The 19,026-nt window shown below is 75.4% G+C and carries 20 protein-coding genes and 5 tRNA genes; 14 read left to right on the top strand and 11 right to left on the bottom strand.

The annotated features are described in order from the left end of the window. The first annotated feature begins 19 nt into the window (after positions 1-19). Positions 20-544: a GNAT family N-acetyltransferase gene (locus IEY96_RS05105; protein ID WP_189193645.1), complete on the top strand. Its 525-nt coding sequence runs from the start codon at positions 20-22 to the stop codon at positions 542-544. Positions 545-565: 21 nt separating this feature from the next. Here the strand turns inward: IEY96_RS05105 and IEY96_RS05100 are convergent, their stop codons facing one another. Genes IEY96_RS05100 through bioB form a run of 3 tightly spaced genes read right to left on the bottom strand, consistent with a single transcriptional unit; the run spans position 566 to position 2,343 of the window. Beyond that, positions 566-1,072: a GNAT family N-acetyltransferase gene (locus tag IEY96_RS05100; protein WP_189193644.1), complete on the bottom strand. Its 507-nt coding sequence runs from the start codon at positions 1,070-1,072 to the stop codon at positions 566-568. Position 1,073: 1 nt separating this feature from the next. Beyond that, complete coding sequence (gene bsaP / locus IEY96_RS05095) at positions 1,074-1,340, bottom strand: biotin synthase auxiliary protein BsaP (protein ID WP_189194286.1); 267 nt, start codon at positions 1,338-1,340, stop codon at positions 1,074-1,076. A 7-nt stretch (positions 1,341-1,347) separates the two neighbouring features. Continuing rightward, positions 1,348-2,343, bottom strand: coding sequence for a biotin synthase BioB (bioB, locus tag IEY96_RS05090; RefSeq protein ID WP_189193643.1), 996 nt, complete (start codon positions 2,341-2,343; stop codon positions 1,348-1,350). Between the two features lie 168 nt (positions 2,344-2,511). Here bioB and IEY96_RS05085 point away from each other — a divergent pair, with 168 nt between their 5' ends. The 4 genes from IEY96_RS05085 to IEY96_RS05070 are packed head-to-tail and all read left to right on the top strand — an operon-like array spanning position 2,512 to position 6,841. Next, the gene (locus IEY96_RS05085) at positions 2,512-3,708 is read left to right on the top strand and encodes an 8-amino-7-oxononanoate synthase (protein WP_229791404.1); all 1,197 of its coding nucleotides are present in this window, start codon (positions 2,512-2,514) and stop codon (positions 3,706-3,708) included. Beyond that, a complete protein-coding gene (gene bioD / locus IEY96_RS05080; protein WP_189193642.1) occupies positions 3,705-4,439 on the top strand; it encodes a dethiobiotin synthase in 735 nt (244 codons plus the stop codon). Before IEY96_RS05085 ends, bioD begins: the two co-directional genes overlap by 4 nt. A gap of 54 nt (positions 4,440-4,493) precedes the next feature. Next, complete coding sequence (locus tag IEY96_RS05075; protein ID WP_189193641.1) at positions 4,494-6,167, top strand: sensor histidine kinase; 1,674 nt, start codon at positions 4,494-4,496, stop codon at positions 6,165-6,167. After that, complete coding sequence (locus tag IEY96_RS05070) at positions 6,164-6,841, top strand: response regulator (protein WP_189193640.1); 678 nt, start codon at positions 6,164-6,166, stop codon at positions 6,839-6,841. The genes IEY96_RS05075 and IEY96_RS05070 overlap by 4 nt, the downstream gene beginning before the upstream one ends. Before the next feature lie 15 nt (positions 6,842-6,856). Here IEY96_RS05070 and IEY96_RS05065 read toward each other — a convergent pair whose 3' ends face one another. From IEY96_RS05065 to IEY96_RS05050, 4 genes are all read right to left on the bottom strand, one after another. Then, positions 6,857-7,678: an ABC transporter permease gene (locus IEY96_RS05065; RefSeq protein WP_189193639.1), complete on the bottom strand. Its 822-nt coding sequence runs from the start codon at positions 7,676-7,678 to the stop codon at positions 6,857-6,859. Then, positions 7,675-8,607 (bottom strand): ABC transporter ATP-binding protein, encoded by a 933-nt coding sequence (locus tag IEY96_RS05060; RefSeq protein ID WP_189193638.1) that lies wholly within the window; start codon positions 8,605-8,607, stop codon positions 7,675-7,677. The genes IEY96_RS05065 and IEY96_RS05060 overlap by 4 nt, the downstream gene beginning before the upstream one ends. A gap of 69 nt (positions 8,608-8,676) precedes the next feature. Then, positions 8,677-9,840: a cytochrome P450 gene (locus tag IEY96_RS05055; RefSeq protein WP_189193637.1), complete on the bottom strand. Its 1,164-nt coding sequence runs from the start codon at positions 9,838-9,840 to the stop codon at positions 8,677-8,679. A gap of 9 nt (positions 9,841-9,849) precedes the next feature. Further along, positions 9,850-10,518 (bottom strand): class I SAM-dependent methyltransferase, encoded by a 669-nt coding sequence (locus IEY96_RS05050; RefSeq protein WP_189193636.1) that lies wholly within the window; start codon positions 10,516-10,518, stop codon positions 9,850-9,852. 196 nt (positions 10,519-10,714) lie between these two features. On the opposite strand from IEY96_RS05050, the gene IEY96_RS05045 reads away from it, so the two are divergent. Continuing rightward, complete coding sequence (locus IEY96_RS05045; protein WP_229791403.1) at positions 10,715-11,548, top strand: hypothetical protein; 834 nt, start codon at positions 10,715-10,717, stop codon at positions 11,546-11,548. A 110-nt stretch (positions 11,549-11,658) separates the two neighbouring features. Next, entirely contained in the window at positions 11,659-12,831 is a 1,173-nt protein-coding gene (locus tag IEY96_RS05040) for an alkane 1-monooxygenase (RefSeq protein WP_189193634.1), read from the top strand. 11 nt (positions 12,832-12,842) lie between these two features. Here IEY96_RS05040 and IEY96_RS05035 read toward each other — a convergent pair whose 3' ends face one another. Next, positions 12,843-13,445, bottom strand: coding sequence for a TetR/AcrR family transcriptional regulator (locus IEY96_RS05035; protein WP_189193633.1), 603 nt, complete (start codon positions 13,443-13,445; stop codon positions 12,843-12,845). A 283-nt stretch (positions 13,446-13,728) separates the two neighbouring features. On the opposite strand from IEY96_RS05035, the gene IEY96_RS05030 reads away from it, so the two are divergent. From IEY96_RS05030 to IEY96_RS05020, 3 genes are all read left to right on the top strand, one after another. Beyond that, a tRNA-Gly gene (locus tag IEY96_RS05030) sits at positions 13,729-13,801 on the top strand. A 34-nt stretch (positions 13,802-13,835) separates the two neighbouring features. Next, positions 13,836-13,906, top strand: a tRNA-Cys gene (locus IEY96_RS05025). A gap of 14 nt (positions 13,907-13,920) precedes the next feature. Next, positions 13,921-13,995, top strand: a tRNA-Val gene (locus IEY96_RS05020). A 52-nt stretch (positions 13,996-14,047) separates the two neighbouring features. Here the strand turns inward: IEY96_RS05020 and IEY96_RS05015 are convergent. Then, complete coding sequence (locus tag IEY96_RS05015) at positions 14,048-15,028, bottom strand: ArsR/SmtB family transcription factor (protein ID WP_229791402.1); 981 nt, start codon at positions 15,026-15,028, stop codon at positions 14,048-14,050. A 70-nt stretch (positions 15,029-15,098) separates the two neighbouring features. On the opposite strand from IEY96_RS05015, the gene IEY96_RS05010 reads away from it, so the two are divergent. After that, complete coding sequence (locus IEY96_RS05010) at positions 15,099-15,917, top strand: isocitrate lyase/PEP mutase family protein (protein WP_189193632.1); 819 nt, start codon at positions 15,099-15,101, stop codon at positions 15,915-15,917. A 90-nt stretch (positions 15,918-16,007) separates the two neighbouring features. On the opposite strand, the gene IEY96_RS05005 is transcribed toward IEY96_RS05010, so the two are convergent. Then, complete coding sequence (locus tag IEY96_RS05005; protein ID WP_091655772.1) at positions 16,008-16,247, bottom strand: DUF6458 family protein; 240 nt, start codon at positions 16,245-16,247, stop codon at positions 16,008-16,010. Positions 16,248-16,444: 197 nt separating this feature from the next. On the opposite strand from IEY96_RS05005, the gene IEY96_RS05000 reads away from it, so the two are divergent. The 3 genes from IEY96_RS05000 (at position 16,445) to IEY96_RS04990 (ending at position 18,545) form a co-directional block, all read left to right on the top strand. After that, a tRNA-Gly gene (locus IEY96_RS05000) sits at positions 16,445-16,517 on the top strand. Between the two features lie 56 nt (positions 16,518-16,573). Next, positions 16,574-16,648: transfer RNA gene (locus IEY96_RS04995), tRNA-Val, on the top strand. Positions 16,649-16,898: 250 nt separating this feature from the next. Continuing rightward, a complete protein-coding gene (locus IEY96_RS04990; RefSeq protein WP_189193631.1) occupies positions 16,899-18,545 on the top strand; it encodes a PKD domain-containing protein in 1,647 nt (548 codons plus the stop codon). A gap of 60 nt (positions 18,546-18,605) precedes the next feature. Here the strand turns inward: IEY96_RS04990 and IEY96_RS04985 are convergent. After that, a partial coding sequence (locus IEY96_RS04985) for a hypothetical protein (protein WP_189193630.1) occupies positions 18,606-19,026 on the bottom strand: 421 nt, incomplete at its 5' end.

The raw sequence follows: 19,026 nt of genomic DNA, 5'->3' as shown, positions 1-19,026 counted from the left end.
ACGCCGCTAACCTGCCCGCATGCCGGAGCTGATCACCCCGACCGCCCGCCTGCACCGGTCCTGGCTGGCCGCCCGGGACGACTGGGGACGGGGCGTCCACCAGGACGGCAGCGGACTGAGGCCGAGCGACGACGTCGACTCACCGGAGGGCTTCGCGACCTGGGTACGCCAGCTCCGGGACGGCACGGACGAGTCCCGGCTGCCGGCGGGGCTGGTCCCGGCGCTCTACTGGTGGATCGTCGAGGGAGACGAGGTGCTCGGCGCCATCACCCTGCGGCTGCGCCTCAACGACTTCCTGCTCCAAGCCGGTGGCCACATCGGCTACGGGATACGGCCTGCGGCCCGCCGGCGCGGGCTGGCGACCTTCGCGCTCGGCGAAGTGCTCGCCGAGGCGGCCCGGCGGGGCATCGACCCGGTCCTGGTCACCTGCGACGTCGACAACACCGCCTCGGCGCGGACCATCGAGCGGCACGGCGGGGTGCTGGAGGACGTGCGGGACACCGAGCTGGGCCGTCTCCGGCGCTACTGGATCCGGACCCGCTGAGCGGGGGCGGTGCCGGCCGGATCAGTCGGGGAGTTCGTCGGCGAGCAGGTCCATGAGCAGGGCGTCGTGCCAGCGGCCGTCCGCGCCCCGCTCGTAGCGGCGCATGATGCCCACCGGCCGGAACCCGACCTTCGCGTACGCCCGGATGGCCGCGGTGTTCGCCGCCGCCGGGTCGATGGTGAACCGGTGGTGGCCGTACTCGTCGGCCAGGTGCCGGGCCAGGGTGCGGATGGCGTCCCCGCCGAGGCCGGCGCCGCGGGCCTCCGGGTCGAGGAAGATGTCCAGGCTGGCGTGGCGGTAGTCGGGGTCGGTCTCGGCGTACCACTGGATCGCGCCGACCAGCCGGCCGTCGTGCTCGATCGCGTAGACGGTCAGGTCGCCGTCGGTCAGGTCGGCGCGGACCGCCTCGGCGAGGTCTTCCCCGCCGCGCCACCAGCGGCGCACCTCCGGGGTGGCCCGGATCGCCGCGAGCGCCGGCACGTCGGCGTCGGTCGCCGGCCGCAACGTCACCGCCCGCCCCCGCAGCATGTCAGCCCCGGATCTCGCCGTGCTCGACGCAGACCGCCGACCAGCCGGTAGGGACGACCTGCACCTTCATCCGCCGCCGGCAGTGCGCGCACCAGCGTGGCGGCTCCAGCGCCCGGGCCGCCGCGCACGCCTCGTGCGGGCCCGCCGCGACGGACTCGCCGCAGCGGTCGCACCAGCGCGGCGCCGCGGTGGGCTCGCGCCGGTCGAGTGGGCCAAGCGGGCCAGCGGCGGGATCGGCGGGGGGTGCGGGCTCGACAAGCTCGGTCACGTCGTCCTCACAGGGTGGCGGAGAGCGCCTTCACCGGCATCTTCAGGTCGTCCAGCAGCTTCAGGTCGTCGGTCGCCGGCCGGCCCAGCGTGGTCAGGTAGTTGCCGACGATGACCGCGTTGATGCCGCCGAGCAGGCCGTCCCGGGTGCCCAGGTCGCCGAGGGTGAGCTCCCGGCCGCCCGCGTACCGGAGGATGGTGCGCGGCATGGCCAGCCGGAACGCGGCGATGGCGCGCAGCGCGTCCTTGCCCTCGACCACGGGGCGGTCGGCGAGCGGGGTGCCCGGGCGGGGGTTGAGGAAGTTCAGCGGCACCTCGTGCGGGTCCAGCTCGGCGAGCTGCGCGGCGAACTCGGCGCGCTGCTCCACCGTCTCGCCCAGGCCGAGGATGCCGCCGCAGCAGACCTCCATGCCGGACTCGCGGACCATCCTCAGGGTCTCCCAGCGCTCCTCGAAGGAGTGCGTGGTGACCACGTTCGGGAAGTAGGAGCGGCAGGTCTCCAGGTTGTGGTTGTAGCGGTGCACGCCCATCTCGACCAGCTCGTCGACCTGCTCCTGGGTGAGCATGCCGAGCGAGGCGGCGACCTGGATGTCCACCTCCGCCTTGATGGCGGCCACGCCCTCGCGCATCTGCTTCATGAGCCGCGCGTCCGGGCCGCGCACGGCGGCCACGATGCAGAACTCGGTGGCCCCGGTCGCCGCGGTCTGCTTCGCCGCCTCGACCAGCGCCGGGATGTCCAGCCAGACCGAGCGGACCGGCGAGGTGAACAGGCCGGACTGCGAGCAGAAGTGGCAGTCCTCCGGGCAGCCGCCGGTCTTCAGCGAGACGATGCCCTCGACCTCGACCTCCGGGCCGCACCAGCGCATCCGCACCTCGTGGGCGAGCTGGAGGGCGGCGGGCAGGTGCTCGTCGGGCAGGTTCAGCACGGCGAGGACGCCGGCCTCGTCGAGGCCGACGCCGTTCTCCAGCACCTGGGTCCGGGCCTGGTCGAGGATCTCTGGCATGGCTCGTACCCTACAAGGCCCCTCCGGGGCCGGGAAACGGCCGCGTCCGGCCCCCGCGAGCAGGCGCGGCGAGCCGGACCGCGCCACGCCGGGGCCGTCCGGCCGGGTGGTAACTTCGCCCCGCGGAAGCGCCGGGCGGGGCGACGGGTCGGGGAAAGGGACGTGACGGTGGCGGACTGGCTGGCGGCCCTGGACCGCCGCGCCGAACTGCGCGCGAAGGCCGGGCTCACCCGCACGCTGCGCCCGCGCGCCGCCAGCGACGCCGTGGTCGACCTGGCCGGCAACGACTACCTCGGCCTGGCCACCCACCCGGAGGTCACCGCCGCCGCCGGTCGGGCGCTGTCGGCGTACGGGCTGGGCGCCACCGGGTCGCGGCTGGTGCGCGGCTCCACCGACCTGCACCACGCCCTCGAGGACGACCTGGCCGAATGGCTCGGCGTCGACCGGGCGCTGGTGTTCTCCTCCGGCTACCTGGCCAACCTCGCGGCCGTCCGGGGCCTGGTGCAGCCGCGTACCCTGCTCGTCTCCGACGCCCACAACCACGCCTCGCTGATCGACGGCTGCCGGATCTCCGGCGCCGAGACGATCGTCACCCCGCACGGCGACGTCGACGCGGTGGCCGCCGCGCTGGCCGCCGCCCCGGGCCGCCCGGCGGTGGTGGTGACCGAGTCGGTCTTCTCCGTCGACGGCGACCTCGCCCCGCTGGCCGCGCTGCACGCCGTGGCCCGGCGGCACGGCGCGCTGCTGCTGGTCGACGACGCGCACGCGCTCGGCGTCACCGGCCCCGCCGGGGCCGGTGGGGTGGCCGCGGCCGGGCTGGCGGGCGAGCCGGACGTGGTGGTGACCGCGACCCTGTCCAAGGCGCTCGGCGGGGCCGGCGGCGTGGTGGCCGGGCCGGCGGAGTTCGTCCGGCACCTGGTGGAGACCGGCCGCACCTTCATCTTCGACACCGCGCCGCCGCCGGCCGTGGTGGCCGGGGTACGCGCCGCCGTGCGGCTGGCCCGGGCCGGCGACGGACTGCGCGCCGACCTGGCCGAGCGGGCCGCCCTCGCGGTGCGCCGGCTGGGCGGGGCGGGGCTGGAGGTCTCCGCCCCGGACGCGGCCGTGGTCTCGGTGACCGCCCCCGGTCCGGAGGCGGCGACCGCATGGGCGGCCGACTGCCGGGACCGGGGTGTGGCGGTGGGCTGCTTCCGGCCGCCGTCCACCCCGGACAGCCGGTCCCGGCTCCGGCTGACCATCAGCGCCGGGGTCGACCGGGCCGACTTCGAACGGGCCCTCGACGTGATCGTGGACTGTGCCGCGGTGAGCGCGAGGAGTGAGCCGGGTTTGCGAGCCCCGCAGTCGCGAACGGAGGAGGGCTCATGACGAACGGCAACGGCTGGACCGGGCCGGTGCTGGTGACCGGCACGGACACCGAGGTGGGCAAGACCGTGGTGACCGCGGCGATCGCCGCCGCCGCGCAGGCCGCCGGGCTGCGGGTCGCGGTGGTCAAGCCCGGCCAGACGGGTACGGCCACCGGCGACCCCGGCGATGTCGACTCGGTGACCCGGCTGGCCGCCCCGCTCACCGGCCGGACCCTGGCCAGCTACCCGGACCCGCTCGCCCCGCTCGCCGCGGCCCGGGTCGCCGAGCTGGAGCCGCTGGAGCTCTACACCGCGGTCGACGCCATCCGCGAGGAGGCCGACAAGCACGACCTGGTGCTCGTCGAGGGGGCCGGCGGGCTGCTCGTACCCATGGGGCTGCGGCCGTCGGGTGAGCCCTGGACGGTGGCCGACCTGGCGGTGTCGCTGGGCGCGCCGGCCGTGGTGGTGGCCCGCGCCGGGCTGGGCACGCTCAACCACACCGCGCTGACCCTGGAGGCCCTGGAACGCCGAGCCATTCCGGCGGGCGTGGTGATCGGCGCCTGGCCGGCCGAGCCGGAGCTGGTGCACTGGCTCAACCTGTCCGACCTGGTGCCGAACCTGCTGGGCGCCGTGCCCATGGGCGCCGGCGGGATGGACCCGGGGGTGTTCCGCCGGTCCGCGCCGGGCTGGCTCACCCCGGCTCTCTACGGCGTCCTCGACGACTGGCGCGCCTGGGCCGAGGAGATCAGCTGAGCACCTGACTTTCGTCGGTGTCCGGCCCTTCCGGCCGTGGGTAGCCTGGCCGCCGTGGAAGCGCAGCCAACCCCGCCGCCGGTCCGGCGCCGGGCCGGTGACCTGCTGCTCTGGGCCGTGGTCGCCGCCCCGGTGGCGTACGCCGGGCTCACCCCGCCCTGGCCGCGCCACGCCGTGCCGCTGCTGGCCGGCTCGCTGGCGCTGCTCGGCCTCGCGGTGGTGTTCGGCCGCCGGTGGCCCCTCGCGGCGCTGCTGGCGGTGGTGCTCGGCTCGCTGGTCGACGGCAACTTCGTCTTCGCCATCCCGGTGTTCAGCTACCTGGCCGGGCGGCGCAGCGCCGGCGCCGGCCGGGTGGCCGCCGGCTTCGCCGCCGTCGCGGTCGCCGGCACCGCGGTCAACCTGGGGCTGCTCGGCACCAACCCGGCCACCTGGTTCCTGCTCGCCTCGGTGCTGCTCTTCGCCGGGGTGTTCCCCTGGCTGCTCGGCCGGCTGCGCCGGCAGCAGCGGGCGCTCGCCGAGGCCGGGGCGCGGCACGCCGAGGCCGAGGAGCGGGAGCGGCGGGCCGCGGTGGAGCGGGTACGGCTGCGCGAGCGGGCCCGGATCGCCCAGGACATGCACGACTCGCTCGGGCACGACCTGAGCCTCATCGCGCTGCGCGCCGCCGCGCTGGAACTGGCCGCAGACCTGCCACCCGCGCACCGGGCGGCGGCCGGCGAGCTGCGGGCCAGCGTGGCCACGGCGACCGAGCGGCTGCACGACGTCATCGGCGTGCTCCGCGAGGAGCGGTCCGGGTCGCTGCGGCCGGCCGGCGAGAGCGTGGCGGAGCTGGTCGACGGCGCGCGGGACGCCGGGATGGCGGTCGAGCTGCACGCCGACGCGGACGGCGGGGAGCTGCCGCCGCTCGTGGCGCACGCCGTGCACCGGGTGGTCCGCGAGGCGCTGACCAACGCGGCACGGTACGCCCCCGCCGCCCCGGTGACCGTCACCGTCGACCGGTCAGGCGGGGAGGTGGCGGTGTCGGTCGTCAACGGGCCGGCGCCGGACGGACCGCTGCCCGGGCCGGCGTCGCACGGCTCGGGGCTGCTGGCCCTGCGCGAGCGGGTCCGCCTGGCCGGGGGCGTGCTGGACGCGGGTCCTCGGAACGGCGGCTTCGCGGTGACGGCGCACCTGCCGCTGGCGGTCGCCCCCGCCGCGACCGGTGCCGAGGCCGGCCGTTCCGACGGACTCGCCGTGCCGGACGCGACCGGCCCCGGCGTCGCTCGATCCGCCGGACCAGGAGCCGGTCGGTCCGGCGGCCTCGCCGAGTCGCCCGGCGACCCGGACGACGGCCTCCGGGACGACGGCTTCCCGGGTGGCGACGGGACCGGGCGCGCGGTCGACCGCCCCGGCGAGGCGGCGTGGCGGCTGGGCGAGGCGCGGCGGCGGGCCCGGCGCAGCCTGCTGGTGGCGTTCGGCGCCCCGGCCGGCCTCGCCCTGGTGCTCGCGCTGGTCTACTACCCGCTCGCCACGGCGGGCGCGGTCCTCGACCGGTCCGGCTACGAGCGGCTGCGGTTGGGGGAGGAGCGGGACGCCCTCGGGCTGCCCCGCCGGCAGGCCGACCCGCCGGCCGGGGCCGCGCCGGGGGGCTGTGAGTACTACACCGACGGGAACTTCCCGTTCGCCGAACCGACCTGGCGGCTCTGCTTCGCCGACGGCCGGCTGGTCAGCAAGGAGAAGATCGCGCGATGACCGACGACCACGGGCGCCCCCTGCGGGTGGTGCTCGCCGACGACGAGGCGATGGTCCGCGCCGGGGTGCGGGCCATCCTGGCCGCCGACCCGGGGATCGCGGTGGTCGGCGAGGCGGGCGACGGCCACGCGGCCGTGGAGTTGGTGCGGGCGCACCGGCCCCGGGTGGCGCTGCTGGACATCCGGATGCCCCGGCAGGACGGCCTGGCCGCGGCGGCGGAGATCCGGCGGCTGGTGCCGGAGACCGCCACCGTCATGCTCACCACGTTCGGCGACGACGACCTGATCTCCCGGGCGCTCGGTCACGGGGCGAGCGGGTTCCTGCTCAAGTCCGGCGACCCGCGCGAGCTGCTCGCCGGCCTCCGGGCGGTGGCCGACGGCGGGGCGTACCTGTCGCCGGGGGTGGCGCGTCGGGTCATCGAGCTGAGCGGCGGCCGGCTGGCCCGCGGCCCGTACGCCCGGGACCGGCTGGCCGGGCTGACCGACCGGGAGCGGGAGGTGCTCGCCCTGGTCGGGGCGGGGCTGTCCAACGCCGAGATCGCCCGCCGGCTGCACCTCGTCGAGGGCACCGTGAAGAGCTACCTGACCAGCATCTTCACCCGGCTGGACGTGCGCAACCGGGTGCAGGCGGCGATCCTCGCGTACGAGGCGGGGCTGGTCCCGCCCACCGGCTGACCAGCCCCGCCCCGCTCAGGCGTCCCGGCGGCGCAGCGCCCAGCGGCCCAGCGCCAGCGCGGCCCCGGCCCAGCTGGCGAGCAGCAGCAGCCCCACCACCGCCGGGTAGGGCTCGGTGTCCCCGGCGAGGAAGTGGTTGCCGGCCACCCCGGGGAACGCGTCGGCGATCCGGGTGAGCACGGTGATCCCCGGCTCCTGGAGCGACACCGGCACGATCATCAGCAGCGCGAAGAGCACGGTCAGGGTGAGCACCGCGCCGCGCAGCGCCGCCGCCAGTCCCAGCGCCAGCACGGCCACCAGCGCGAGGTACGCGGCCGAGGCGACCACGTCGGCCACGGTGCCGCCCAGCGGGGCGCGACCCCACTCGCCGAGCACCGGCCGGGCGACCGCCGTGCCGACGGCGCCGAGCAGCAGCCCGGCCAGGAACGTCACCACGCCGACCACGACCGCCTTGGCCGCCAGCACCCGCCCCCGCGACGGGGTGCAGCGCAGCGTGGTGCGGATCGTGCCGGTGGCGAACTCGCTGGTGATCGCGAAGAGGCCGAGGGCGAGCACCACGTACTGGGTGAGCTCCAGCGCGCCGGCGACCACCTCGCCGACGTCGACGACGCCGGGGTTCACGGTCGGGTCGTCGTCGGTGTTGGCGTTCACCGCGTAGATGGCGAGCTGGCCGGCGGTGGCCGCCATGGTGAGCACGCCGGCCAGCAGCGTCCACCAGGTGGACCGGACCGACCAGAGCTTGGTCCACTCGGCGGCCACCGCCCCGGTGAACGGGCCACCGGTCGGGGCGGGCCGGGACGCCGGCCGGGTCGGGGTGCGGGTGGGCAGCGCGGTCATCGGGTCTCGCCTCCGGTCGGGCCGGCCGCGTACTCGACGCTGCCGGCGGTCAGTTCCAGGAACGCCTCCTCCAGGGAGGCCGCCACCGGGGTCAGCTCGTGCAACCGCACCCCCAGCTCGTACGCGAGGTCACCGACCCGGCCGGCGGTGACGCCGGTGACCGTCAGCCCGCCCTCGTCCGGGTCGACCGTCGCCCCCTCGGCGGCCAGCCGCGCCCCCAGCGCCGCCAGGCCGGCCGGCTCGGGCCCGCGTACCCGGACCGGGCTGGCCGGGCGGGCGGCGATCAGCTCGGCGAGCGGCGCGTCGGCGACCAGCCGGCCCCGGCCGAGCACCACCACCCGGTCGGCGGTCTGCTGCATCTCGCTCATGAGGTGGCTGGAGATCAGCACGGTGCGCCCCTCGTCGGCGAGGCCCCGCGTGAACCGGCGGATCCACCGCACCCCGTCCGGGTCGAGCCCGTTGACCGGCTCGTCGAGCAGCAGTACGGGCGGGTCGCCGAGCAGTGCCCCGGCGATGCCGAGCCGTTGGCCCATGCCCAGCGACAGCGCGCGCCCCGGCTTGCCGGCGGCCCGCCCGTCCAGCCCGACGAGGTCGAGCACCTCGTCCACGCGGCGGTCCGGGATCCCGTTGCTGCGGGCCATCGCCCGCAGGTGCGCCCGGCCGGAGCGGGCCGGGTGCACGCCGGTGGCGTCGAGCAGCGCGCCGACCTCGTGCAGCGGGTACCGCAACTCCCGGTACGGCCGGCCGTTGACCAGGGCCTGCCCGGCGGTCGGCCGGTCCAGGCCGAGCACCATCCGCATGGTGGTGGACTTGCCCGCGCCGTTCGGGCCGAGGAATCCGGTCACCTGCCCCGGTCCGATCTCGACGGTCAGGTCGTCGACCGCGGTGGCCGCGCCGAACCGTTTCGTCAACCCACGAAGTGTGATCATGCGCCGACGGTAGGGAGCGGAGGGGGTGGCGCACCGCCACCGATGGGCACCGGTCCGCCCTGACTTTCGTCAGGTCCGGCGGACCACGAACGCGTCGGGCATCCGGAAGGTGAGGTTGTCCGGGCACCACGGCGGCCGGACCACGGTCACCCCGTCGAGCAGCGGCGCGGCCTCGGCCACCACCACGGCCGCCTCCATCCGGGCCAGCTGCGCCCCGACGCACCGGTGCGGGCCGGCCCCGAAGGCCAGGTGCCGGCGGGAGCCGCGCTGCCCCGGCCGGAACTCGCCGGGCGCGGCCACCACCGCGGGGTCCCGGCCGGCCCGGGCCAGCCAGGCGACGATGCTGGTGCCCGCCGGCACCTCGACCTCGCCGAGGGTGGTGTCCACCGCGGCCACGCGCCGCCAGGTGACGATCGGCGGTTCCAGCCGCAGCCCCTCCTCGACCACGTCGGCGACCGGGATGTCGCCCGCGCGCAGGCCGGCCCGCACCGCCGGCTCGCCGGCCAGCCGGTGCAGCAGCAGGGTGAGGAACTGGGAGGTGGTCTCCTGGCCGGCGACCAGCAGGAAGAAGAGCGCGCCGACCACCACGTCGGGGGAGTGCCCGGCGGCGCGCAGCCGGGCGGCCAGCCCGCCCCCGGTGGCGGCGAACGCGCGCAGCACGGTGTGGAACCGGCCGACCTCGGTGGCGAGGGCGAGCTGACGGGCGGAGTCGAGCGGCGCCCAGAACAACTCCAGGGCCGCCCGGGCGAAGTCCTTGACCGCGCCGACCGGGGCGTCCGGCAGCTCGACGAGCCGGGCCAGCACCAGCAGCGGCAGGTCGGCGGCCAGTTCGGCGTACAGGTCGACCGGCTCGCCCTCGGCGAGGGCGGCGGCGAGCCGGGTCACCCGCTCCCGGACCAGGCCGGTCAGCCAGGGCTGCTGGGCGGCCACCCGGTCGGGGTGCAGCGCCTCGGCGACGATCGCGCGGATCTCCGGGTGGCTGGCCGCCGCGTTGTTCGCGAGCGTCGGGGGCAGCCGGAACCGGTGCCCGGCGAGCACCCGCAGCGCGGCAACCGGGATCGGGGTCACCGCGTCGAGGGCGTTGTCCGGCCGGAACGTCTCCGGGTCGGTGAGCAGCCGCCGGACCAGCGCGTGCCGGGTCACCACGAGGTGCGGCACGCCGACGTGGTCGACCACGGTGGCCGCGTCGGGCCACGGTCCGTCGACGGACTCCCCCCAGCCCCGGAACAGCACGGCGTCACGCTAGCGGGCGGCTCCCGGCGGAGCCGGGTCCAGCTCCCACACGGTGGTGCGCTTCACCCGTACGCTCTCCAGCGCCTCGGGCACCGGCACCTCGTACGCGGCCAGCTCGTGGAAGCGCTCGCGGGGCAGGAAGGCCCGGCCGGGGTCGCCGACCAGCACCCGGGCGCCGGACCGGGCGGCCCGGAGCAGGAAGCGCAGCATCCGGCGGGCCATCGCCTCGCTGTAGAAGACGTCCCCGGCCAGCACCACCTCGGCGTCCCCGGCGTCGCCGTCCAGGATGTCGCCGAGTTCGGCGTCGACGCGTACCCCGTTGGCCTCGGCATTGAGCGCGACGGCCGCGACGGCCCGCTCGTCCACCTCGACGGCCCGGACGCCGGCCGCGCCGCCCCGGGCGGCGGCGATGGCGACCAGGCCGGAGCCGGAGGCGAGGTCGAGCACCCGGCGGCCGGCGACCAGCTCGGGGTGGTCGGTGACGTAGCGGGCGAGGGCCTGGCCCCCCGCCCAGGCGAACGCCCAGAACGGCGGCGGTTGGGCGCTGTGGAACTCGCCCTCGGTCAGCTCCCAGAGACCGATCGGCTCGTCGGCCTGGTGCAGCCGCACCTCGGGGACGAAGGCGACCGGGGTGAGTCGGGCGTGCAGCCGGACGAAGGCCGCGGACAGGTCGGACACCGGGTGATTCTGTCGTACGGCGGAGGAGGGCCGGCGGGCGATCCCGGGCGTGTCGCGGCGCGGGCGTGACCGGTTCACCACCGTCGGTGACAACCGGCCCCCGTGTTGGCGGTTCGTGCGAACACGCCCGTCTACCGGGGCGCCGGTGGGGCTCCTAGCGTTTCGGGATGGACGCGGCCGACGGGAGGAGACGGTGGTGAGCGGGTGGCGGTACGCGCTGCGGATCGGGGTGGTGCTGACCAGTCTGGCGGGGGCCGGGCTGGGCGCGGCCGTGCCGGCCGGGGCGGCGGCCGCCTTCTCGACCGAGCTCAGCGGCCTGCCGGACGAGTTCACCGCCGGGAACCGGGTGGAGACCCTCTCCGCCGTGGTGTCCCGGTCCGACGGGGGCGGCTGCGTCAAGGTGCGCTGGTCGATGCTGCTGCGGGTGCAGGGCCTGCGGCTGGACCAGGTCAAGGTGGACCGGGTGGAGGACAGTGGCTCCTTCCCGCTGGAGATCCGTGCCGACGGGGACACCGCCCGGCTCACCGACCGCGACCTGGACCCGGGCCTGCTCTGCCCGGGCCGCACCGTCACGGCCCGCTACCGGGTGGCCTTCGCCGAGGACGTGGCGCGCGGGCGGGTGAGTTTCGCCGCCGAGGCGTACGACCCGGAGTCGCGCCTGCTGGCCCGGCAGACCGCCGCTCGCCGGGTGGTGGGGCCGGAGGCGACGGCCGACCCGACCGAGGCGACGCCGGAGCCCACGCGGTCCAGCGCCGAGCCGACCGACCCGGCCACCGAGGAGCCGGTGGCGGACGACCCGTCCACCGAGGCGGTGGTCGTCGAGCCGCCGCCCGGCGCGGCGGGCCGGCCGGTGTCCACCTCGGGCGGCTTCGGCGTGGTCCAGGGCGCCTTCCTCCTCGGCGGGCTGCTGGTCTTCCTCGGCGCCGGGCTGCTGCTGCGGATGCGGCGCCTGCTGCGCCCGGTCGACGATGCGCCGGAGGACCCGGGATGGGCGTTCGAGCGGCCACCGGCCCGGGGGCGCCGGCGGTAGGGATCACGTCCGTCGCCGCGTCGGTGACTGGTTTACAAAAACTGGCCTCTTGTAAAACGGCGTGACGCCTGCCACAGTCTGGACAGGAGTTCACGGATCGGAGGCTGCCGATGGGCACCGACACCGTCCCCTGGCGGGACACCCGCAAGCCGCTCTGGCCGCTCGCCCTGCTCGTTCCCGCGCTGCCCTTCATCGCCTGGTCGCTCTGGCACGCGACCGGCGCCGGCTGGGCCTGGTGGCTCACCCCGGCGGTGGTCTTCGGCGTCATCCCCGTGGTCGACCTGCTCATCGGGGACGACCGGGAGAACCCGCCGGAGGAGGTGGTCCCGGCGCTCCAGGCCGACGGCTACTACCGCTGGCTCACCTACCTCTACCTGCCCGCCCAGTACGCCGCCCTGGTGCTCTGCTGCGCCGTGTGGACGTACGGCGGGCTCTCCTGGCCGGCCGCCGCCGGCCTGGTCGCCACCGTCGGGGTGGTCGACGGCATCGCCATCAACACCGCCCACGAGCTGGGCCACAAGCGCGAGGCGGCGGAACGCTGGCTCTCCCGGATCGCCCTCGCGCCGACCGGCTACGGGCACTTCCACGTCGAACACAACCGGGGTCACCACACCCGGGTCGCCACCCCGGAGGACCCGGCCAGCTCCCGGCTGGGCGAGACGTTCTGGGCGTTCTGGCCGCGTACGGTCTGGGGCAGCCTGCGCTCGGCCTGGCGGCTGGAGAGCAGCCGGCTGCGCCTGCGTGGCCGTACCCCCTGGACCTGGCGTAACGACGTGCTCAACGCCTGGGCGATGACCGTGCTGCTCTACGCCGTGCTGGCGGTCGCCTTCGGCCCCGGCGTGCTGGTCTTCCTCGCGCTCCAGGCGGTGGTCGGCTTCTCCCTGCTGGAGGTGGTCAACTACCTGGAGCACTACGGGCTGGCCCGGCAGCGCACCGCCGCCGGCCGCTACGAGAGGGTCGATCCCCGGCACAGCTGGAACAGCGACCGGACGGTCACCAACGTCTTCCTCTTCCAGCTCCAGCGGCACAGCGACCACCACGCCAACCCGCTGCGCCGCTACCAGGCGCTGCGCAGCTTCGACGCCTCCCCGCAGCTGCCCGCCGGCTACGCCACCATGGTGGTCGCCGCGCTGCTGCCGCCGGTCTGGCGGCGGGTGATGGACCACCGGGTGCTCGCCCACTACGGCGGCGACCTGGAGCTGGCGAACGTCCACCCGCCGGCCCGGGACCGGCTGCGGGAGCGCCGGCGACGCGCCGCGGCCGCCGAGCGTCTTGCCGGGTGACCCCGGGGCGTTCAGTCGAGCTGGGCCGGTTCCAGGCCCAGCTCGCGGGCCGCGACGAGGCGGACCCACTCTGCGATCTGCCGGCGGGTGATCACTCGTTCGTGCACCGCGAGCTGCACCGCGAGGCCGTCCATCACCGCGCTGATCCGCCAGGCTGCGCCGGCCGGGTCGGGGCAGTCGAAGGTGCCGTCGGCCACACCGTCGGCGATCACCGTGGCCAGGTCCCGGCGCCACCGCAGGTCCAGCCGGCGGGAGAGCTTCTCCAGCTCCGGGGTGCGCAGCGACTCCGCCCAGCCGTCGATCCACATCGACCAGGAGGTCGACCGGCCGGCCGGGGCGTAGAGGCGGAGCATCCGGCGGAGCTTGGTCAGCGGCGGGGCGCTGGAGCGGACCACCGTGTCGAGCCGGTTCAGGTCCTGCTCGACGGCGTAGGCGAACGCCTGCGCGAGCATCCGGTCCTTGGTGGCGAAGTGGTAGAAGACCAGGGCCTGGCTGACCCCGGCGGCCTCGGCCACGTCGGCCGTGCGGGTGTTGGCGAGACCCCGTTCCGCGATCACCTCACAGGCCGTGCGCAGTAGCGCGTCCAGGCGGATCTCGGCGGCACGTCTCGTCACGCTGGTTACCGTAGCCCATCCGATTGACCACGAGGAGTTACCGAAGCGGCCGGTCCGTCGTGCGGCAGTCGGATCCCGGACAGTGCCTCAGCGGCGTGTCAGGAGGGTGGATCCGCAGGTCGGCGGGCCGCGAGACGCCCGCTCACCTGCCACCCAGGCTCCTAGGAAGCTCCGGGCGCCGGGAACCGCGTCACCCGGACGCGCCCGAAAGGGGACCCGATTTGGCAACCGTTCCCGGCCTCGGCTAAAGTTCTCATCCGTCACCGGATAACTCCGGGGGCACGCGGACGTAGCGCAGCTGGTAGCGCATCACCTTGCCAAGGTGAGGGTCGCGGGTTCGAATCCCGTCGTCCGCTCGGAGCTGCCGCCACGCATGTCGGGGGCAACCTCGGTGGAGTGGCCGAGAGGCGAGGCAACGGCCTGCAAAGCCGTGTACACGGGTTCAAATCCCGTCTCCACCTCGGCAGTTGAGCGAGGGCGATTGGCGCAGTGGGAGCGCGCTTCCTTGACACGGAAGAGGTCACTGGTTCAAACCCAGTATCGCCCACCAGCGCAGAGGCCGTGTCGATCATCGACACGGCCTCTGGCGTTTCCCGGGCCGATCACACCGACGCGCCCAGCAGCGCCTCGGCCACGGCCGTCCGGCTGCTCAGCAGCGACCGGCCCTGCCGGTGCGTCACCACGAGGCCGGCCGCCCGCAGCGCGGTGAGGTGCTGCGACACCCCGGCCGGGGACAGCCCGGTACGCCGGGCCAGCTCAGTCGTCGACCGCGGCGCGTCCAGCGCGGCGAGCAGCCGCGCCCGGCCCCGGCCGAGCACCGCGCCCAACGCGTCCGGGGCCTCCGCCGGGCACTCCCACAGCCCGCCGACCCCCCGCGCCGGATAGGCCAGCTGCGGGACGTCGCCGGCCGCGATGCTGAGCACCGACGGCCAGACGAAGACCGAGGGCACCAGGACCAGCCCACTGCCGTCCGGCACGTCCGGGGCGGCGCAGTGGCGCTGGTTGATCAGCAGGGCGTCGCCCTCCCAGCGGACCCGCTCGTGCAGGTCGTTGAGGAGCCCGGCCGCGCCGTCCTCGGCCAGCCGCCGGGCCCGGTGGAACACCTCGGCGTCCAGCACGGCCCGGATCCGGGGCCAGTCGCGCGCCACGGCCAGCCGCCAGTACGTAGCGATCTCCTCCGCGAGCCGGCGCAGCCCGGCGTCCGGGTCGGCGTACAGGGCGGCCACCGCCGCCGGCCGCGGGCCGGGACAGAGATCGAGCTGGCCGCGGACCGTCTCGGGCGGGGTGGCGCGGAGCACCGCCAGTTCCTGGTCCAGGTCCGGTGCGAGGCCGGCCGGCGGCGGGGTGAGGAAGTCCGGCAGGTAGCCCGGCGCGGGCGGGACGAGCTGCCGGAGCAGGCCGGCGTCCGGGTCGAGCAGCCCCGCCTCGGCCAGCCGCGGCCGGACCCGGTTGGCCCACGGCAGGTGGATCGCGTGCCGGCCCGGGTCGCGCAGCACCCGGACGCCGGCCATCACCTCCCAGAGGCAGGAGAGCGCGAAGCGGACCCGCGCCACGCCGCCCGCCGACAGCCCGATCGCGACCACGCCGCCCCCCTTCGTTTCAGCCAGGGCTGAAACATTACGGCGACCGGCGCCGCCGCCGGAGACTGACCGGGTGAACGAACACCACGCCCGAGCCCTGCACTTCCGCTCCCTGCACGTCCCCGGCGAGCCGCTGGTCCTGGTCAACGCCTGGGACGCGGCGAGCGCCCGGATCGTCGCCGCGGCCGGCGCCCGCGCCGTGGCCACCACCAGCGCGGGCGTCGCGTGGAGCCGCGGCGTCCCGGACGGTGACGCCCTCGGCCGCGAGACCGCCGTCGACGTCATCCGCCGCGTCGCCGCCGCGGTGCCGCTGCCGGTCACCGCCGACATCGAATCCGGGTACGGCGACACCGCCGACGAGGTCGCCGCGACCGTGGCCGCGGTGCTCGCCGCGGGTGCCGTCGGGGTGAACGTCGAGGACGCCCGCCACGCCGAGGGTGGCGCGCCGCTGCGCCCGGTCGAGGAGCAGTGCGCCCGGCTGGCCGCCGTCCGGTCCGCCGCGGACCGGGCCGGGATCCCGCTGTACGTCAACGCGCGCGTCGACACCTTCCTGCGCGGCGTCGGCGGGATCGAGGAGACGGTGGCGCGGGCCGGGGCGTACCTGGCCGCCGGGGCGGACGGGATCTTCGTGCCCGGGGTGGTCGACCCGGACACCGTGGCCGCCCTGGTCGCCGCGATCCCGGCCCCGCTGAACGTGCTGACCGGGCCGGGCGCCCCGCCGGTGGCGGCGCTGGCGAAGCTCGGGGTGGCCCGGGTCAGCCTCGGCTCCTCGGTCGCCGAGGCCGCGTACGCGGTGGCCCGGCGGGCCGCCGAGGAGGCGTTCACCGCCGGGACGTACGGCGCCCTGGCCGACGCGCTCGACTACGGCACGCTGAACGACCTGATGCGCTGACCGGGCACGCGAAACGGGGGCGCCGGGCGGCGCCCCCGTTTCGCACGCGACCGGGGACCGATCAGCTCCGTCGGCCCCTTCAGTTGTGGATCAGAGCGGCGGGGCCACGTCCCGACGCTCCTCGACCCGCCGGTACTCGACCGGCTCGGCGGTGGTGACCACCTCGCGGCGGCGACCCCAGACCAGCGTCGTCATGATCAGGCCCAGGACACCTGCCGCCATCAGGATCCAGCCGACGACGTCCAGGTTGACCCCGCCGATGCTGGCGTCCAGCGCGAAGGTGAGGATCGCGCCCACCGCGATCAGGAAAATACTCGTTCCGATACCCACGACAGCCTCCTTCGGGGGGACGGTTGTGCTGTCGCAGCAGTCAGTACCCCGGCGGCGAGCAGCGCAATCACCCGCCTGTGGCGGCGGTCACCCCTCGGCTGCCCCGGTCGCCGCCGCGGACCCGACGGGGGCCCGACGCGCGGCGATCTTGTCGTCGGGTACAGTTGCACCCGTCGCCGACGCGAGCCGGCGACAACGCGGACGTAGCGCAGCTGGTAGCGCATCACCTTGCCAAGGTGAGGGTCGCGGGTTCGAATCCCGTCGTCCGCTCGCGATCCGCCCCTCGCGGGCCGACCGTCGCCGGTGCTTTCATCCGGCGAGCGCGCGGGCGATTGGCGCAGTGGGAGCGCGCTTCCTTGACACGGAAGAGGTCACTGGTTCAAACCCAGTATCGCCCACCAGCTTTCCGAGCGACACGAAGGCTCGTCACCGCAGGCGGTGGCGGGCCTTCTCGCTTGGGCCCGGCACCCGCCGACATCGGTGGACCCGCCCGGCCGGTCGCCCGGTGCGGGCGTCCACCGGGTCGCCGGCCACTGGCCACATCGGTCGCCCGACCGCACGGAGGACCTGGTACGGATCCGCCCAACGGGTTATGGAGCCGCTGGCCCGGCGCGTGACAGGGTGGGGCCCGTGGATCAGGGAGGCGATCGTATGCGGTCAGTCAGGCAGGGACGGTGGCGGCGCACGACCGCCCGGCTGGGCGTGGCCGCCCTGTTCGTGGCGACGGGGGTGACCCTCGGCGCCGCGCCCGCGCAGGCGACCGCCACCCGCACCGTCGCGTTCTGGAGCATGGACGAGCCGGCCGGGTCGACCGTCCTCAAGGACAGCAGCGGCAACGGCCGCAACGGCACCATCGGCGCGGAGGTGGTGACCGGCGCCCTCTACAACGGCGCCACCGGGCACCGGTTCGCCACCCACCTGCCCACCGACCAGGAGTACGTCCCGGGCCACGTGAACCTGGTGCCGCACAGCACCGAGTTCAACCCGGACGCAGGGGACTTCTCGTTCACCATCCGCTACCGGACCACGTACTCCTTCGGGAACATCCTCCAGAAGGGACAGGGCGGGACCGTCGGCGGCTACTGGAAGTTCGAGGCGCCGAACGGCAAGCCGAAGTGCCTGTTCCGCGGCGGCGACGGCGCCTCCCGGACCGGCTACACCGACGTGCCCATCAACGACGGCCAGTGGCACACCGTCACCTGCAACCGCACATCCACCTACGTCGAGATGTACGTCGACGGGGTGCGGATGAGCCGTCTGACCGGGCCGACCGGCACCATCGCGAACACCAAGCAGCTCTCCATCGGTGGCAAGAGCCAGTGCGACGGCGTGGACGTCACCTGCGACTACTTCGCCGGCGACATCGACTACGTGAAGATCCTGAAGGGCTCGGGCGGCACCGCCAACCAGCCGCCGGTGGCCCAGCTCGCCCCGTCCTGCTCCGGGCTGGTCTGCACCTTCTCCGGCGCCGGCTCCACCGACGCCGACGGCGCGATCCAGGACCACCGCTGGGACTTCGGCGACGGGTCCACCGCCGACACCGTCTCCGTACCGACCACCTCGCACACGTACGCCGCGGCCGGCACCTACCCGGTCACCCTCACGGTCACCGACGACCGGGGCGCCACCGGCACCGCGACCCTCGACGTCACCGTCGCGCCGGTGCCCGAGCGGATCTCCTTCGTCGGGCAGGCCACCGCCAACGCCAACTGGACCAGCCACACGGTGACCGTGCCGTCGACCGTCCAACCGGGTGACACGCTGCTGCTCCTGCTCAGCCAGAACACCCACACCGGCACCGGCGAGCCGACCGGGGTCACTGGCTGGACCCGCCTCGACCGGCTCGACGGTGGCTTCGCCACCACCACCGCCTGGTGGAAGGTCGCCGCCGCCGGAGACGCCGGATCGGCGGTGAGGGTCGCCCTCGACGCCCAGTCCAAGGGCAACCTGATCGTGGCCGCGTACCGGGGGGTCGCGCCGAGCGCACCGGTCTTCGCCCGGGCCACCGACACGGCCAGCACCGCCACGCGGATCACCCCGTACGCGCCGGTGACCGCCGACCAGAGCTGGGCCGTGTCGTACTGGATGCACGGGGACGGGGCGTCCACGGCGCTCACCCCGCCGGCCGGCGTCGAGGTACGCAGCAACAGCTCCCAGACCGGCGGCGGACGGGTGACCGGGCTCCTCGCCGACTCGGGCAGCAGCGTGCCGGCGGGCACCTACGGCGGCCTGGCCGCGGTGGGTGCGGCCGCCAGCACGACCACCACGACCTGGACCCTCGTCCTGCCCCCGGCCTGACCCGGAGACGCCGCTGGCCGGCACCCCCTCGGGGTGCCGGCCAGCGTTCGTTTGTGTGGGTCAGCTGTTCCAGTGGTGGGCGACGATGTCGGCGGCCTGCTGCTCCCACTGCGCGTAGGCGTCCGGGTAGGCCGACACCTGCACGGTCTGGGCGGCGTCGGTCAGCGGCATGTCCTGCCAACCATCAACCTGCTTCAGACCCTTCAGGAACGCCAGGGTGGAGTACTCGGGGTCGGTGATCTGCTCCGGCGTGCCCCAACCCGAGGACGGGCGCTGCTGGAACAGACCCAGCGAGTCGTGGTCATTGCGGTCGCCGAGGTGGCCCAGGTTCTCCAGCTTCGACTCCTGCAGCGACGTGGCGATCGAGATGACCGCGGCCCGCTCCGGCTGGCCGGCCTTCTTCGTGGCGGCGATGATCGCCTTGGCGTTGGCGGTCTGCTCGTCGTTCAGGGTGATCTTCGACTGGGCGCCCTGCACACCG

The sequence above is a fragment of the Micromonospora fulviviridis genome, assembly GCF_014648395.1.
In the GTDB taxonomy this organism is placed as follows: Bacteria; Actinomycetota; Actinomycetes; order Mycobacteriales; family Micromonosporaceae; genus Micromonospora; species Micromonospora fulviviridis.
This window is presented reverse-complemented; position numbering and strand designations above follow the sequence as displayed.

Excerpts from the sequence above, each read along its gene's own strand:
- IEY96_RS05040 (WP_189193634.1), top strand. The coding sequence starts at position 11,659 with ATGGGCACCGACACCGTCCCCTGGCGGGACACCCGCAAGCCGCTCTGG.
- IEY96_RS05105 (WP_189193645.1), top strand. The coding sequence starts at position 20 with ATGCCGGAGCTGATCACCCCGACCGCCCGCCTGCACCGGTCCTGGCTG.
- IEY96_RS05100 (WP_189193644.1), bottom strand. The coding sequence starts at position 1,072 with ATGCTGCGGGGGCGGGCGGTGACGTTGCGGCCGGCGACCGACGCCGAC.
- bioD (WP_189193642.1), top strand. The coding sequence starts at position 3,705 with ATGACGAACGGCAACGGCTGGACCGGGCCGGTGCTGGTGACCGGCACG.
- IEY96_RS04990 (WP_189193631.1), top strand. The coding sequence starts at position 16,899 with ATGCGGTCAGTCAGGCAGGGACGGTGGCGGCGCACGACCGCCCGGCTG.
- IEY96_RS05060 (WP_189193638.1), bottom strand. The coding sequence starts at position 8,607 with ATGATCACACTTCGTGGGTTGACGAAACGGTTCGGCGCGGCCACCGCG.
- IEY96_RS05070 (WP_189193640.1), top strand. The coding sequence starts at position 6,164 with ATGACCGACGACCACGGGCGCCCCCTGCGGGTGGTGCTCGCCGACGAC.
- IEY96_RS05065 (WP_189193639.1), bottom strand. The coding sequence starts at position 7,678 with ATGACCGCGCTGCCCACCCGCACCCCGACCCGGCCGGCGTCCCGGCCC.
- bioB (WP_189193643.1), bottom strand. The coding sequence starts at position 2,343 with ATGCCAGAGATCCTCGACCAGGCCCGGACCCAGGTGCTGGAGAACGGC.